This is a genomic window from Microvirga terrestris (assembly GCF_015694425.1).
Lineage (GTDB): Bacteria > Pseudomonadota > Alphaproteobacteria > Rhizobiales > Beijerinckiaceae > Microvirga > Microvirga terrestris.
The window spans coordinates 309,492-324,890 of sequence record NZ_JADQDN010000006.1; the positions used below are offsets into that span (position 1 = coordinate 309,492).

18 protein-coding genes are annotated in these 15,399 nt (G+C 63.3%); 10 read left to right on the forward strand and 8 right to left on the reverse strand.

The features are described 5' to 3' along the window. Positions 1-49 precede the first annotated feature (49 nt). Positions 50-718, reverse strand: coding sequence for a deoxyribonuclease V (nfi, locus tag I2H36_RS14395; RefSeq protein WP_196264583.1), 669 nt, complete (start codon positions 716-718; stop codon positions 50-52). A gap of 298 nt (positions 719-1,016) precedes the next feature. On the opposite strand from nfi, the gene I2H36_RS14400 reads away from it, so the two are divergent. Continuing rightward, complete coding sequence (locus I2H36_RS14400) at positions 1,017-1,427, forward strand: group III truncated hemoglobin (RefSeq protein WP_196264584.1); 411 nt, start codon at positions 1,017-1,019, stop codon at positions 1,425-1,427. 8 nt (positions 1,428-1,435) lie between these two features. Here the strand turns inward: I2H36_RS14400 and I2H36_RS14405 are convergent, their stop codons facing one another. From I2H36_RS14405 to I2H36_RS14435, 7 genes are all read right to left on the reverse strand, one after another. Next, complete coding sequence (locus I2H36_RS14405) at positions 1,436-1,588, reverse strand: hypothetical protein (protein ID WP_196264585.1); 153 nt, start codon at positions 1,586-1,588, stop codon at positions 1,436-1,438. 78 nt (positions 1,589-1,666) lie between these two features. After that, positions 1,667-2,764, reverse strand: a complete 1,098-nt coding sequence (gene ychF / locus I2H36_RS14410; RefSeq protein ID WP_196264586.1) for a redox-regulated ATPase YchF — start codon at positions 2,762-2,764, stop codon at positions 1,667-1,669. 27 nt (positions 2,765-2,791) lie between these two features. Beyond that, positions 2,792-3,424 (reverse strand): aminoacyl-tRNA hydrolase, encoded by a 633-nt coding sequence (gene pth, locus I2H36_RS14415; RefSeq protein WP_196264587.1) that lies wholly within the window; start codon positions 3,422-3,424, stop codon positions 2,792-2,794. Positions 3,425-3,514: 90 nt separating this feature from the next. Next, a complete protein-coding gene (locus tag I2H36_RS14420; protein WP_196264588.1) occupies positions 3,515-4,135 on the reverse strand; it encodes a 50S ribosomal protein L25/general stress protein Ctc in 621 nt (206 codons plus the stop codon). A 156-nt stretch (positions 4,136-4,291) separates the two neighbouring features. Further along, entirely contained in the window at positions 4,292-5,224 is a 933-nt protein-coding gene (locus I2H36_RS14425) for a ribose-phosphate pyrophosphokinase (RefSeq protein ID WP_196264589.1), read from the reverse strand. A 155-nt stretch (positions 5,225-5,379) separates the two neighbouring features. Continuing rightward, entirely contained in the window at positions 5,380-5,916 is a 537-nt protein-coding gene (locus tag I2H36_RS14430; protein ID WP_196264590.1) for a hypothetical protein, read from the reverse strand. Positions 5,917-5,978: 62 nt separating this feature from the next. Further along, complete coding sequence (locus tag I2H36_RS14435) at positions 5,979-7,139, reverse strand: benzoate/H(+) symporter BenE family transporter (RefSeq protein WP_196264591.1); 1,161 nt, start codon at positions 7,137-7,139, stop codon at positions 5,979-5,981. Positions 7,140-7,251: 112 nt separating this feature from the next. On the opposite strand from I2H36_RS14435, the gene uvrC reads away from it, so the two are divergent. From uvrC to I2H36_RS14480, 9 genes are all read left to right on the forward strand, one after another. Then, the gene (gene uvrC / locus I2H36_RS14440) at positions 7,252-9,258 is read left to right on the forward strand and encodes an excinuclease ABC subunit UvrC (RefSeq protein ID WP_196264592.1); all 2,007 of its coding nucleotides are present in this window, start codon (positions 7,252-7,254) and stop codon (positions 9,256-9,258) included. A gap of 102 nt (positions 9,259-9,360) precedes the next feature. After that, on the forward strand, positions 9,361-9,957 hold the full coding sequence (gene pgsA / locus I2H36_RS14445) for a CDP-diacylglycerol--glycerol-3-phosphate 3-phosphatidyltransferase (RefSeq protein WP_246718811.1): 597 nt from the start codon (positions 9,361-9,363) through the stop codon (positions 9,955-9,957). Between the two features lie 4 nt (positions 9,958-9,961). Then, complete coding sequence (gene moaD, locus I2H36_RS14450) at positions 9,962-10,213, forward strand: molybdopterin converting factor subunit 1 (protein WP_196264594.1); 252 nt, start codon at positions 9,962-9,964, stop codon at positions 10,211-10,213. A 22-nt stretch (positions 10,214-10,235) separates the two neighbouring features. Further along, positions 10,236-10,691, forward strand: coding sequence for a molybdenum cofactor biosynthesis protein MoaE (locus I2H36_RS14455; RefSeq protein ID WP_196264617.1), 456 nt, complete (start codon positions 10,236-10,238; stop codon positions 10,689-10,691). A gap of 827 nt (positions 10,692-11,518) precedes the next feature. Further along, the gene (locus tag I2H36_RS14460) at positions 11,519-12,541 is read left to right on the forward strand and encodes an extensin-like domain-containing protein (RefSeq protein WP_196264595.1); all 1,023 of its coding nucleotides are present in this window, start codon (positions 11,519-11,521) and stop codon (positions 12,539-12,541) included. Between the two features lie 82 nt (positions 12,542-12,623). Then, positions 12,624-13,055 carry an NBPF family protein gene (locus tag I2H36_RS14465; protein WP_196264596.1) on the forward strand — a complete coding sequence of 144 codons (432 nt, stop codon included), beginning with the start codon at positions 12,624-12,626 and terminating at the stop codon, positions 13,053-13,055. 92 nt (positions 13,056-13,147) lie between these two features. Then, positions 13,148-13,714: a ribonuclease T2 family protein gene (locus I2H36_RS14470; protein WP_196264597.1), complete on the forward strand. Its 567-nt coding sequence runs from the start codon at positions 13,148-13,150 to the stop codon at positions 13,712-13,714. 52 nt (positions 13,715-13,766) lie between these two features. Further along, positions 13,767-14,615 carry a 23S rRNA (adenine(2030)-N(6))-methyltransferase RlmJ gene (locus I2H36_RS14475; protein ID WP_196264598.1) on the forward strand — a complete coding sequence of 283 codons (849 nt, stop codon included), beginning with the start codon at positions 13,767-13,769 and terminating at the stop codon, positions 14,613-14,615. Positions 14,616-14,683: 68 nt separating this feature from the next. Then, on the forward strand, positions 14,684-15,289 hold the full coding sequence (locus I2H36_RS14480) for a glutathione S-transferase (RefSeq protein ID WP_196264599.1): 606 nt from the start codon (positions 14,684-14,686) through the stop codon (positions 15,287-15,289). Positions 15,290-15,399: the final 110 nt, after the last annotated feature.

Below are 15,399 nucleotides of genomic sequence, written 5' to 3' on the forward strand. Positions count from 1 at the left end.
CGGGCGCGATGCCCGCGGGGAACGAGGCGGTCAGCAGCGGCGAGGGCGCTTACGGCAAAAACTGCCCCGCCGCGTTGTGCGCCAAGCGGATCGGCTCGGGCAGGCGGTATTTGGGGGAGCAGCGCAGGACGAGCTCGGCGGCAGTCGGGATGTCGGCGAGGTGGCCGGGGGAGATGAACATGGGGTTCTTGGCCGTGCGGGTGCGAAGCGCCACGCCGATGGTCTCTTTGCGGTCGATGAGCGGGACGGCGGAGCCTTTTTCTTCGCCGAGGTCCTTATAGCGCCCGCACAGAAGCGTCTTGCCGCAGCCGATGGTCGGGCGCTGCAGCCACAGGCCCATATGGCTGGCGATGCCGATGCGACGCGGGTGGGCGATCCCCATGCCGTCGAAAAGGAAGACGTCCGGCTCGGATTTCAGCTTCTCGAAGGCCTCTTCAAGCACCGGCCCTTCGCGAAAGCTAAGAAGGCCCGGCACATAGGGGAAGGGCGTCGGCCGTTGTGCCAGCACCGTTTCCACCGGCAGGAAGCCGGGATAGGTCACCACCACGATGGCAGCCTGCGACTGCTCGTTCTTCACGCTCACATCGACGCCTGCTACCAGTTCAACCCTGTCGAGATCGATGCGATGGTCGGAGATCACCTCCCGGCGCAGCTCCTGCTGCAGGGCGATGGCCTCGGAGGGGGAGAGATTCCAGTCGTGGCGATGGTGAAGCTTCATAAGTCGACATTGGAAAACACCTAGGGTCAACGCTCAAGGTTCGGGATCGATCCCTCTGCGGCCGCAGATCGTCAGTGCCGCCCCACAGTCGATCCCGGCCACCCTGACCAATATGTAACTCCGGATCGGTATCGGCGTTACTGGTATTTCCCCTCGTCACGCCCATGGTCGGGCGTACAGTCACGGGCTGGAGCGTTCACGGGGCTCGGCAGAGCATGGCCCGGCTTGATCTTTCACAAGGAATAACCGAACGGGATGGAGAATGATGCTCCATCCCTTTCGTTTGAGGAGATCCACTTTGGCGCATTCGGCCACAGGGCGCATCAGCCCGACTGAAGGTGTGACGGAAGCGATAATCCGCGAGCTCGTGGAAACCTTCTATGACCGGGTGATCCGAGACCCGGAACTCGGGCCGATCTTTCACAGCGCGCTTTCCGGCCGCTGGAGCCAGCATCTGGCCCTGATGGTGGATTTCTGGTCCTCGATTGCCCTGAGGACAGGCCGCTACCAGGGCAAACCTCAGGCGGCCCATATGGGCATGGGCCTTAAGCCCGAGCTTTTTGCGCGTTGGCTGGCATTGTTCGAGCAGACGGCGAAAGAGATCTGCGAGCCGGATGTAGCGGCATTCTTCGTAGACCGGGCAGGGCGCATCGCGGAGAGCCTGCAGATCGGACTCGGCATCGGACCGAAGGCCCTGCCGCTGCCGTAAGGCTTACGTTAGCGTTCCCACCACTCAAGCTCGTCATTACCCCTCTTGGGTAGCAGGGACGAAATGCCGATCATGAGAAAGCCGCAGGCCATGAGAACGCCAACGAAGAACTCGGCGCTGCCAAGGCCGGGAGAAAAGAAAGTCTCGAAAAAAGCCTGCATGAAGCACCCTCCATGCAGGCTTTGTCGCATCATGGTCCTGAACGGGCGAAAAAGCCTGCGTTCAGGATTCCGACAGTTTTAGGTATTGAACCGGAAGTGCATCACGTCGCCGTCCTGTACGGTGTATTCCTTGCCCTCCAACCGCAGCTTGCCCGCATCGCGCGCACCGGCCTCGCCCTTCAGCGAGGTATAATCCGCATAAGCGATGGTCTCGGCGCGGATGAAGCCCTTCTCGAAATCCGTGTGGATCACGCCGGCGGCGCCGGGAGCCTTGGTGCCCTTGGTGATCGTCCAGGCGCGGGCTTCCTTCGGGCCGACGGTGAAATAGGTGATGAGGCCAAGCAGTTCATAACCGGCGCGGATCACCCTGTTGAGGCCCGGTTCCACCAGCCCGACGGCATCGAGATAGTCCTTCTGCTCATCGGGCGGCAGAACGGCGATCTCGCTTTCGATCTTGGCCGAGACGACAACCGCTTTTGCGCCTTCTTCCTTTGCCCGCTCAAAGACCTTGGCCGAGAAGGCATTGCCCTGGTCGGCGGAGCCCTCCTCCACGTTGCACACGTAGAGAACGGGTTTGGAGGAGAGGAGGCCCAGCATCTGGAACAGGCGCTCTTCCTCGGTCTTTCGTTCCACAACGCGGGCCGGCTTGCCCTCGCGCAGCAGGGGCAGGGTGCGGTTAACGAGGTCGAGGGTTTCCTTCGCCTCCTTGTCGTTGCCCTTGGCCTTCTTCTCGAGAGCCGTGACGCGCTTCTCGAGGCTGTCGAGGTCGGCCAGCATAAGCTCAGTCTCGATCGTCTCGATATCGGCGATCGGGTCGATCTTGCCTTCCACGTGCGTAATGTCCGTGTCCTCGAAGCAGCGCACCACATGGGCGATGGCATCGACCTCGCGGATGTTGGCGAGGAACTGGTTGCCCAGGCCTTCGCCGCGGGAGGCGCCGCGCACGAGGCCGGCGATGTCCACGAAGGTGAGGCGGGTCGGAATGATCTGCGCCGAGCTGGCGATGGCAGCCAGCTGGTCCAGCCGGTCGTCCGGCACCGCCACGTCGCCGACATTCGGCTCGATGGTGCAGAACGGGTAATTGGCGGCCTGCGCTGCAGCCGTCTGCGTCAAGGCGTTGAAGAGGGTGGACTTGCCTACATTCGGCAGGCCGACGATGCCCATTTTGAAGCCCATGGCCTCACTCCTTGTGATAGCCAGCTTCTAGCCGGCGTTGTTCTTGCCTTCAGCAGCCTTTTCTCCAGGCCGCTTCACGTCCGTCCAGCCTCTCGCCTCCATGGCGAGGTGCACCTTGTTCTGAAAGCTGCCATCCTCACCCTTGGCGAGAAGGGCGGCACTGTCCGCGATGATCCGGCATAGGTCATCGACCCAGGCCTCTTCGCTCTTTCCGAAATCGCCCAGCACGTGGCTCTGCACCAGCGCCTTGTGGCCCGGATGGCCGATGCCGAGCCGCACGCGGCGATAATCGTTGCCGCAATGGGCCGAGATCGAGCGCAGACCGTTATGGCCCGCATTGCCGCCGCCGATCTTCACGCGCAGCTTTGCCGGCGGCAGGTCGAGCTCGTCATAGAAGACCGTTACGTCATGCAGCGGGATCTTGAAGAAGTTCTGCGCTTCTCCCACAGCCTGTCCCGACAGGTTCATGTAGGTCTGCGGCTTGATCAGCAGCACCTTCTCGCCGCCGATCACCGCGTCGGCCGCTTCCGCGTGGAAGCGCTTGCGCCAAGGACCGGCGTTATGGGCGCGCGCGATCTCGTCCACAGCCATGAATCCGATATTGTGGCGGTTCCTGGCGTAGCGGGATCCGGGATTGCCGAGGCCGACGAAGAGGCGCATCGCTTGGTCCTGCTCATAAGAAACGCTCCGGCCTTGCGGTCGGAGCGTTAAAGCCGATCGATGGGCTCAGTAAACGCCCGATCAAAGCCTTTAGGCCGCAGCGGTGCCTTCGGCAGCCGCCGCCGGAGCCGCATCCTCTTCCGTGAGGCCGGTCGGGGCCACGACGGTCACGAGTGTGACGTTCTCGGTCGAGGTTGCCTTGGCGCCGTTCGGCAGGGTGATGTCGTTGAGGTGGACAGAATCGCCGATGTTGAGACCGTCGATCGAAGCCTCGATGTAGTCCGGAATCGAGTCGGACGCGACAAGGAGCTCAACCGAGTGCTCGACGATCTGGAGCGCACCACCGCGCTTCAGGCCGGGGCTCTTCTCCTGGCCGACCACGTGCACCGGAACCACGACCTTGATCGCCTGGCCCTGTGCGAGACGCAGGAAGTCGATGTGGATCGGGAAATCACGGACCGGGTCGAGCTGGTAGTCGCGCGGAATGGCCCGGATCGTCTGGCCGTCCACGTCGATCTCGAAGATCGTAGTCAGGAAGTGACCGGCGAAGATCAGCTGCTTGGTCTGGTTGAAGTCGAGGGCGATCGCCTGGGCCGGCTGGCCGGCTCCGTAAATGACGGCGGGTACTTGGCCTTGGCGACGAACGGCCCGGGCGGCCCCCTTGCCGGCCCGGTCGCGCGCCACGGCCTTGATTTGCTTTACTTCGCTCATGGTCGTGGTCCTATAGATTGAGTTGAAAAACCGATGGCCGCCAAGGTCTTGAAACCTACCGGCGGCCATGAGGTCAGCGCCCGTGCCTCCAAGGGTGTCGAGCGGGCGCGAGGCGGCTTATAGAGAAGAACCGCCGGGAATGCAAGAAAGTCCGATTTAGTCGAACAGGCTCGACACCGAGCTTTCCGTGGCCGTGCGGCCGATGGCTTCGCCTATGAGGGACGCAATGGAGATGACGCGGATGTTGTGGGCCGCCTTTACCGCTTCTGTGGGCATTATGGAATCGGTGATCACGAGGGCCTTCAGGCGGGAGCTGGCGATGCGGGACACGGCGCCGCCGGAGAGCACCCCGTGGGTGATGTAGGCGTAGACTTCCTTCGCCCCGTTGGCGAGGAGCGCGTCGGCGGCATTCACCAGGGTGCCGCCGGAATCGACGATATCGTCGACGAGGATGCATGAGCGGCCGGACACGTCGCCGATGATGTTCATCACCTCGGACTCGCCGGGGCGATCGCGGCGCTTGTCGACGATGGCAAGCTGGGCATCGATGCGCTTGGCGAGCGCACGGGCGCGCACCACGCCGCCCACGTCCGGCGAGACCACCATGCGGTTGCCGCCGTCCAGGTGTTCCTTGATGTCGCGCGCCAGGATGGGGGCCGAGAACAGGTTGTCGGTGGGGATGTCGAAGAAGCCTTGGATCTGGCCGGCGTGGAGATCCAGCGTCAGTACGCGGTCGACGCCCGCATGAGCGATCATGTTGGCCACCAGCTTGGCCGAGATCGGTGCGCGGGAGGCGGACTTCCGGTCCTGCCTAGCATAGCCGAAATAGGGGATCACCGCCGTGATGCGGCGGGCCGAGGCCCTGCGCAGCGCATCCGTGATGATCAGAAGCTCCATGAGATGGTCGTTTGTGGGATACGAGGTTGACTGGATGATGAACACGTCCTCGCCGCGCACATTCTCCTGGATCTCGACGAACACCTCCATGTCCGCGAAACGCTTCACCTGGGCTCTGGCCAGGGGAACATTGAGATAGGCGGAGATGGCCTCCGCCAGCGGACGATTGGAATTTCCCGCAACGAGCTTCATGAAAGGAACTTTGGCTCTGTGTGATCGACAATGCCCGTCGCGCAAGGCCGTGATCTCTGCGCCTTCGGGCGCAAGGGTCTTAGCAGCGATATCAAACCGTCACAATACACGTGAGCGGCTTTGATGGACCGGACAGCCGGGTTGTTGCCATGCGATCATTGCATTGCAACCTGGTTCTCCTCATCCGAAGTCACCGTGGGTTGGACCTCTGCCGTCTGGATCGGCGCCTCGGCTGTCGCCGGCGCCTCGGATTTGGCCGCGCTCAGGAACTCGGCGATCTCCCCCATGCTGGCCTGAGCCAGCTTGGCGAGAGCCTGCTTGTCGAGGGACGAGATGGAACCAACCGACGCGGGGCTCGACCCCTCCAGGCGCTTAGCGCGGCGCTTCTGGGAATCGAACACGTCCCAGACATAGGCGACCTTAGTTACACCGCCCTCGGTTGCGGTCGAGAGATAGCCGCGGACCCGATAGCGCGCCTCCGCGCTGGCGCCGACGAGGTCGACTTTGCGGTCGGTGGCCGCGGTGGCGAGTTCCTCGGCCAGGGCGGTCCGGATCGGAGCCGGTGCCCCGTCGATGCTCTCGAGAGCAACGGGGATGCCCTCGGGCGATGCGCTGAATGTGCCCTGGCAGGCCCCCAGAGCCGCTGTCAGCATGATCGCGGCAAGCCGCGGCGCAAGCGTCACCCTACCCATGAAAGCCCCCGTTCTTGTTCTTCGTAACGAAGTCTTAAGCTTAACGGGGCCTCCCGTCCAGTTCAGCCGTGCCGACGCAGCCGGATCGCCAGCGCGTCGAGCCCCAGGGTAACGAGGCCCGCCACCAATCCCCAGAAAGCGGAGCCGATGCCGAAGAGGCTGAGGCCGGAGGCCGTCACCGCCAGGGTGATCACAGCTGGAAACACCTTTGAGCCTTCGGAGAGGGCGGAGCCTAAGGCTCCCGCGAAGGCGCCGAGAAGGGCCAAGCCCGCCACGGTCTTGATGAGTTCGGGGGGCAGCGCTGCGATCAGGCCGATCAGGGCCGCACTGAAAGCGGCAAAGATCAGGTAGCTCAAGGCGTAGAAGGGGCCGACCATCCAGCGCTTGGAGGGATCGGGATGGGTATCTGGCCCTGTGCAGATCGCCGCCGAGATGGCCGCAAGATTGCTCGTGTGGGCGCCAAAGAGGGCGGTGACCAGGGAGGCCAGCCCTGTCACGGCCAGGATCGGGCGGGAAGGGGGCTGGTAGCCGGAGGCCCTGAGCACGGCGAAGCCCGGCAGGTTCTGGGAGGCCATGGTTACCAGGAACAGGGGCAGCCCGAGCCCGATCAACACCGTAGGCTCGAAGACAGGCTCAATGAAAGTAAGGGATGAGAGGCTCAAGTCAGACGTTAGTGGCCGGGCCATTCCGCCGCCGAAGGCGATGCCGAGACCCACGAACAATACGGCGAGAACGGCCAGGGCCGGATTGAACAGGCGCGCCACCAGGAAGAGTGCAACCAGGGGCAGAACGAGGCCGGGCGCGCCTTGCGCACTCTGAAACACTCCGACGACGAACTGAAGCAGCACGCCTGCCAGCATGGCCGCCGCGATGGAGGTGGGGATTCGCTCGATGGCACGCCCAAAAGGCTTGATGAGGGCGGCGAGCACGATGAGGGCACCGGCCAACAGGAAGGCTCCTACGGCAGCATGGACGGAAATGCCGGTCGACGCGGCGATGAGCGCCGCGCCGGGGGTCGACCAGGCGGTAATGACCGGCATACGATAGCGAACGCTCAGGAAACCGCTGCTCACCGCCATTGCGAGGCACAGGGCCGCCACCCAGGAGGAGGTCTGCGCCGCATCCGCACCCACCGCCTGCGCCGCCGCGATGATGATGGCAATCGTGCTGCCGAACCCGACCAGGGCAGCCACGACGGCTGACGTGACGATCGACAGGCGCATGATCCAGCTCCAAGCTGCATTCAGGAGCTTTGCCGTTTAGACCGAATGGCTGGGCTGCGCCAGTTCGTCGGCGGCACTTTCCTCACGCAGCCCGAGCCCTTAAATCTCCCCTATGAGTCGCAACACCACCAATGACGTCCCGCCGGATATTCTGGACAACGAGGAAGACGATCAGACTGTCGCCCTTGAGAGCGGTTCGGATGTCGAGTTCGACCTTGAGGCCAATCCGGGTTCGGTCCAGCGCGGCACCGAGGTCATCCGGCATTTCTGGAATACGCTTCCCAATGCGCCCGGCGTCTATCGCATGCTCGATGCGAAGGGTGACGTTCTCTATGTGGGCAAGGCCAAGAGCCTGAAGAACCGCGTGGGCTCCTATGCCCGCGGGCAGGCCCATTCGAACCGCATCGCCCGGATGATCGGCGAAACCTCGTCGATGGAGTTCGTCACTACGGCGACCGAGACCGAGGCGCTGCTGCTCGAGGCCAACCTCATCAAGCAGCTGAAGCCCCGCTACAACGTGCTGCTGCGGGACGACAAGTCGCTGCCCTATATCCTGCTCACCGCCGATCACGAGGCGCCGCAGCTCGTCAAGCATCGCGGCGCTCGAAAGCGCAAGGGCGATTATTACGGCCCCTTCGCCAGCGTCTGGGCGGTGAACCGCACCATCAACGCGCTCCAGCGCGCCTTCCTGCTGCGCTCCTGCAACGACAGTTATTACGAGAACCGTACGCGGCCGTGCCTGCTGTTCCAAATCAAGCGCTGCTCCGGCCCCTGCACCAACGAGATCCCACACGATGAGTACGCAGGGCTCGTGGCCGAGGCGCGGGCGTTCCTGTCAGGCAAGTCGAATGCAGTGAAGCAGCGCATCACCGAGGAGATGCAGCAGGCGGCCGAGGATCTTGAGTTCGAGCGCGCTGCCCGCTGCCGCGACCGTCTGGCGGCGCTCTCGGCCATCCAGGGTGTGCAGGGCATCAATACCCAGTCGGTGGAGGAGGCGGATGTGTTCGCCCTCGACGAGCAGGCGGGGCAGTTCTGCGTCGAGGTGTTCTTCTTCCGCAACTGGCAGAACTGGGGCAATCGCGCCTATTTCCCGAAGGCCGACAAATCCATGAGCCGGGAGGAGGTTCTCGGCTCTTTCATTGCCCAGTTCTACGACGACAAGCCGGCTCCGCGTCTCGTTCTGCTCTCGCACGAGATCGAGGATGCGGAGCTGATGGCGGCAGCGCTGTCGACCAAAACCGACACGAAGGTGGAGATCCATGCACCGCAGCGCGGCGAGCGGCGTCAGCTCATCGAATATGTGCTTCGCAATGCCCGCGAGGCGCTCGGCCGGCGGCTTGCCGATACGGCCTCGCAGCAGAAGCTCCTCGTGTCCCTCGGTCAGGCTTTCGGCCTGTCGAAACCGCCCCGGCGCGTCGAGGTCTATGACAACTCGCACATCATGGGCACCAATGCGGTCGGCGCCATGGTGGTGGCAGGCGCCAACGGTTTCATGAAGCAGCACTACCGCACCTTCAACATGAAGTCGGAAGACCTGAAGCCGGGGGACGATTACGGCATGATGCGCGAGATGTTGCAGCGCCGCTTCGCCCGACTGGTGAAAGAGGAGCCGCGAGATCAGGTTGGCGATGGTGCCGTGCCTGGAGATGATGGATTTCCCGCCTGGCCCGATCTCGTGCTGATCGACGGCGGCAAGGGGCAGCTTGAGGCCGCGCGCCAGGCGCTTGCCGACGTCGGCGTCAGCGAGGACGACGTAGCGCTGATCGGCATCGCCAAGGGGCGCGACCGCGATGCCGGGCGTGAGACGTTCTTCAAGCCAGGGCAGCCACCCTTCAAGATGCCGCCGCGGGATCCGGCGCTCTACTTCGTGCAGCGTCTGCGCGACGAGGCGCACCGCTTCGCCATCGGGGCGCACCGGGCCAAGCGCAAGCGCGAACTGGTGAAGAACCCTCTCGATGAGATCGCCGGCATCGGGCCGACCCGCAAGCGGGCGCTCCTGCACCATTTCGGGACGGTCAAGGCGATCCAGCGTGCTGCCTTGGAGGATCTCATGAAGGCGCCCGGTGTGAACGCCGCCACGGCCCGTGCGGTCTATGACTTCTTCCACGAGCGAGGCTAGGATTCGGGTGCTGGTGAATGCAGATCGCGTCACGGTAACGTTTGCCAATTGCGGCCCTCCGCGATTGACGGACCGTCCCTCCTCATGCTTCCTGCGGGTGTGATGAAGTCTGCATCCTCCATCGGCCGCTCCAAGGCCTTCAACCTGGCCAACATGCTGACCTATGGCCGGCTTGTGGCGGTGCCGGCCGTGGTCGGTCTCCTGTTCTGGCCCGAGGACCACTGGTCGCGCTGGTTCGCCCTGATCGTCTTTGCCCTGGCGGCCATCACCGATTACCTCGACGGCTACGTGGCTCGCACCTTCGCCCAGCAATCGGCCCTCGGGCGCATGCTCGACCCCATCGCCGACAAGCTGCTCGTTGCCGCCTGCCTGCTGATGCTGGTGGCCGACGGCACGATCCATGGCTGGGCCCTGTGGGCGGCCATCGTGATCCTGTGCCGCGAGATCCTGGTCTCGGGCCTGCGCGAGTTCCTGGCCGAGCTGAAGGTCAGCGTGCCGGTGAGCCGGGTGGCCAAGTGGAAGACCACCCTGCAGCTCGTGTCGCTGGGCTTCCTGATCGCGGGGCCGGCGGGCGAGACGGTGCTGCCGAACAACACCCTGATCGGCATCGTGCTGCTGTGGGTGGCGGCGGTTCTGACGCTGTATACCGGCTGGGACTACTTCAAGAACGGCATCCACCACCTGATGGACGAGGGCTGAGGCCATGAAGCTCGTCTATTTCGCATGGGTCCGCGAACGCGTCGGAAAAACAGACGAGGATCTCGAGGTGCCGGAGGGCATCGCGACCGTGGCCGATCTGGTGCGCTGGCTGAAAGGCCGGGGCGAGGAATATGAATATGCCTTCGAGAACGATGGCATCGTCCGGGCCGCCATTGACCATGTCCACGTCAAGCCCGAGGCCCCGATTGCCGGCGCCCGCGAGATCGCTTTCTTCCCGCCCATGACGGGAGGCTAGCTCCTTGAAGGGCGGCAGCGCCATGGCACGCACGATCCGCATCCAGGCCGAGCCCTTCGATGTTGCGGGCGAGACGGCAGCCCTGACTAGGGGGAGGGCCGATATCGGTGCGGTGGTTTCCTTCATGGGTTTTTGCCGGGACGAGGGCGGCCGGTTGACGGCGCTCGAACTTGAACATTACCCTGGCATGGCCGAGGCCGAGATCGCCCGGATTGCCGAGCGGGCAGAGAGCCGCTGGCCGCTCCTGGGGCTCACCGTCATTCATCGTTTCGGCCGGCTTTCCCTTGGTGAGGAGATCGTTCTCGTTCTGGCCGCCAGCGCCCATCGCACCGCCGCTTTCGAGGCAGCGTCATTCCTGATGGATTATCTCAAGACGCAGGCCCCGTTCTGGAAACGCGAGCACCTCAAGGACGGTACGGTTGGAGCCTGGGTCGAGGCTAAGGAAGCCGATGATCGAGCCGTGGAGCGCTGGGGCTAATCTCCCGCTTGACGCCATTCGACGACAGGAGGAGCATCCTCGGTGTTATGACACGCGGAGATGCCTCATGCGCAGTGTCGTCCTTGTCTTTAGCCTAGTGGTTTTGTCCCCGGCATATGCTCACGAGCGGCCAGCGCTGGCCCAACAGGCACAAACTCCCGATCACAATCCGCTCGATTGCTACTGCCGGGCACAAGGAAGGATGTTCGCGCGAGGAGAGAAGGTGTGCCTGAAAACGGCCAATGGGCCACGGCTTGCCCAATGCCAGATGGAGATCAACGTCATGTCCTGGAGCCTGACGGAGGCGCCGTGCCCGGAGACATAAAAAACGCTGCCGGTGAGGGGCAGCGCGGAGAGACCATGAAGATTGTCGAGCAGCTCACCAGGAGCTGCATAGCATTCGGGTCAGAAAAGACCGACCACAACGGCAACGATGAAGGAAGAGGACACGCAGACGGCGGCGATGTTGAGCTTGGCTGTCCAGTCGAGATTGGATGTCAGATGCATCGTAGGCCCCTTCCGCCTGAGGGATTATTCCCCCTCTGAATGGATAGGTAGACTACCAAAACCGGGCGACCCTGAGAAGCACCTCCGAGGAGCTAGGCAATGCCCGGCTGAGTTCGCGGAACAGTTAACGAACAGTTAATGCGTTGTTTTTATTGGCTCGTAATCGATTTCAACTTTAGACGAAAAAAGTTCCTGCTCTATTCTGTCGCACCCAATTTTCCATGAGGATTTCAGTCAGGGTAAGGCTGATTGAGCGCCGAATCGGCTGAGATCCTACGCCGTTGACGGGATGTTTACGGCCTGGTCCTAGTCTCCCGCCCATGCGTCGTGGGTTAGTTGCGTTTTTTGCCCTATCGCTCATTGGGCTCGGAGTCACCGGTTGCGGACTGTTTCGGTTCGAGCAGCGCGAGCCTTGGCGCGCGCAGGCCGAGGAGGCCTGCCTGTCGCAACGGCTCGTGCAGCCTTCGGCCTACATGGCTCTGAGTTCCAAGATCGAAGGTCCCGGCGTCTGCGGCATGGATTACCCGTTCAAGGTCTCGGCCTTCAACAATGGCGCCGTCGGCCTGAAGTCGAAAGTGACGCTCGCCTGCCCGATCATCCCGCAGATCGATACCTGGATCGACGAGATCGTGAGGCCGGCCGCAAAGATGTATTTCGGCGTGCCGCTCGCCGACATCAAGGCGGGCTCCTATTCCTGCCGCCCCCGCAACAACCAGCGGGGCGCCAAGCTCTCCGAGCATTCCTTCGGCAACGCGCTGGACGTCATGGGCTTTGCCCTAGTGGACGGACGGGAGGTCTCGGTGGTGAAGGGCTGGCGGGGCACGGACCCTGTCGAGCAGGAGTTCCTGCGCGAGGTCTTCGTCGGCGCCTGCCGCTACTTCACGACAGTTCTGGGACCGGGCTCCGATACCTTCCATTACGATCACCTCCATCTCGATCTGGCGCGCCACGACCCGAGAGGGCAGCGGCGCATCTGTAAGCCGATCCTGAAGTTTGAACCCCGGATCGATCCCGAGAAGAGCCAGGAGATTCTCCAGAGCGCGGCTGCCGCGGGCGATCTGGCGCCAGTTGATCTTGAACAGGACGTGCCGGAAGGTGAGGCTTACATCCCGCCTGCGCCAGCTCCGGCCCCTGCGCTGGCTGCGCCCGTGGCTCCCCCGCCGCGCTATTCGTCCTCGAACGGCTATGCGGCCGATCTGCCCGGTCCAAGCGCCTCAAGGACCGCGCCGCCGTCTTATCCGGCACCGCCCAGGCGGCCTCCGGAACAGACCTATCTCCCACCTCGGCCGCAGGGGCGCCCAGCAAATGCCCCGATGGTGCTGAACAGCCACGCCATCTATTAAACCACAAGCGGAGCCTTGACCTTCTCGGGCTTCGCCCACATGGTCGGTGGAACACAATCCGAAGACCTGTTGGAGCATCCGAATGAAGTGGCTGGCGGCTTTCATCTCCTGCATGATGTTGAGCGCACCTATGCTCGCCCGCGAGATCACGCCTGCAGAGCGCCGGGAAGTGCCTTTCGACGCTTCGCTGCCGGCCTGCGCCGATCCGTCCGTCCTCCAGGACATCAGCGCCAACTTCCAGCACAAGGAATACAAGTTCTGGAACTCCGATCTCCAGATCGTGGCCTTCGAGCGGGTGCAGCAGGTCGTCTGGCGCCCCTGGGGCCTCGACTACATTCCCCGCCGCTACTGCACAGGCACCGTGGTCGTGTCCGACGGCTACAAGCACAAGATCAATTTCTCAATCCGTGAGGATCTCGGCTTCATCGGGATCGGCTGGGATACGGAGGCCTGCGTGGACGGCTTTGACCGCCACTATGCCTTCGCACCCCATTGCAAGCAGGCCGCTCCTTGATCCTGCGCCGGTGCCTCACTTTCGCTGGCGCCTGCTTTCTCCTGCTCTCTCCCTCGGCGGCTCAGGGGCCGCGGGAGGCGAGGGGCGCCCCCATGGGGCAGTTCGACTTCTATGTGCTCGCGCTCTCCTGGTCGCCGGGCTTCTGCGAGAACAGCGGCAGCCGGAGCCGGCAATGCGACAGCGGCAGTGGGCTCGGCTTCGTTATCCATGGCCTGTGGCCGCAGAACGAGAAGGGTTACCCCAGCTTCTGCGAGCCCAGCGGACGTTTCGTCCCTCAGGCAGCCATAGCCGATGCCGACGGTCTCTTTCCAGACAAGAATCTGGCGCGCTACCAATGGCGCAAGCATGGCACCTGCACAGGGGAATCCCCAAGCGGCTACTTCCAGGCCGTTCGGCGCGCCCGCGAATTCGTGCGTATTCCTGAGAGTTTCAAAGCCTTGGGCAGCCGCTCGCGGGTGCTGCCGAGCGAGATCGAGCAGGCATTCCTGAATGCCAATCCTGGCTTGCGTCCCGACATGATTTCGGTTTCCTGCGGACGGCGTCTCCTCCAGGAGGTGCGCATCTGCCTCAGCAAGGATCTGCGTGGTTTCCGTCAGTGTCCCGAAGTCGATCGCGACGGCTGCCGCGCGGGCGAGATCACGGTCCCGGCGGTAAAATAGCGCATTCCCCGAATGTGCAGGCTATTTCCAGGCCCGATGCCTTAGGACAGACATGAACTACCGCCACGCCTTCCACGCCGGCAACTTCGCCGACGTCATGAAACACGCCCTCCTGGTGCGCATCCTCGCCTATTTGCAGCGCAAGGAGACGCCGCTTCGCGTCATCGACACCCATGCGGGGATCGGCCTCTACGATCTGACGGGTGACGAGGCCGAGCGAACGGGCGAATGGATCGACGGGATCGGCCGCTTGGAGGAGGCTCTTGCTCCCGATGTAGAGGAGATTCTTGCTCCCTATCGCAAGGTGATTGCGGATGTGCGCGCGCGGCATGGAGAGACCATCTATCCCGGCTCACCCGGCATCGTGCGGGAGATCCTGCGGCGGCAGGATCGGGGCGTGTTCGTGGAACTGCACCCGGCCGACCATGCAGTGCTGAGCGAGGCTTTCAATGAGGTGTCGAACCTCAAGGTCATGCACCTCGATGGATGGACGGCGCTGCATGCGCTTATTCCGCCCAAGGAAAAGCGTGGTCTTGTCCTGATCGACCCGCCCTATGAACAGCCGAACGAGCTGGAGCGCCTCGGCACGGAGCTTCTTGCTGCTCTGAAGAAATGGCCGACCGGAATCTATGCCGGCTGGTACCCGATCAAGGGTGTCGGCCCCGTCGATGCGGTGGCGGAACGGCTTCATCGGGAGAGTCCGCGTCCGGGCCTACGGCTCGAGCTTTATGTAGACGATCCGCGCGATGCGACACGGCTCAACGGCAGCGGGCTCTTCGTTCTCAATCCGCCATGGGCATTGAAGGATGAGGCGGAGCTTCTTCTACCGGCACTCGCGGAGCGCCTGTCGCGCAGCGGCTACGGAGCTTATCGCTGTGAACCCTTCGGACCCCCTGCTTAAAACGGATTGCCGCAGGCGCTCCGACCGGTCATGACTTGCCCCATTCTCGTCAATTCAGGGGTTTGCTCATGCTCGTTCTCCGCTCCTCGCCCGCTTCGCCCTTCGGCCGGAAGGTGAAGCTCACCGCCGCGATCCTCGGTCTCCTGGACCGGATCGAGATTGTCGATGCGGATACCCTCAATCCCGAGGATTCGATCCGCCAGCAAAACCCGCTGGGCAAGATTCCGGCGCTGATCCTCGAGAACGGGGATGTGCTCTACGATTCCCGCGTGATCGTGGATTATCTCGATCATCTGGCCGGCGGCGGGCGTGTCATTCCGAACGCACCGGAGCGGTACACAGCCCTGCGCGATCAGGCGCTGGCCGACGGCATCATGGATGCGGCGCTGCTTCAGGTCTATGAGGGCCGCTTCCGCCAGGAGGAAAAGCGCGAGCCGAAATGGGTCGACCATCAGGCCGACAAGGTGCGCCGTGGCCTCGACCATGCGGAGGCGCATCTGTCCGCGCCCAGCCAGAACCTGCATATCGGCCAGATCGCTCTCGCCTGCGCCCTGGGTTACCTCGACCTGCGCTTCGGCGGCCGCTGGCGTGAAAGCTATCCGAAACTCGTGGCTTGGCTTGCCGATTTCGAGGCACGTGTCCCGGCCTACGCTAAGACCCGAGTTACCCCGTGAAACGAAGAAGGCCCGGGTGTTGACCCGGGCCTTTTCGTCGATCGCCGAGGCGAAGGATCTTAGTAGGTGCCGAAGCGGAAGTTCAGGCCGGCGCGAACCACACCGAAGTC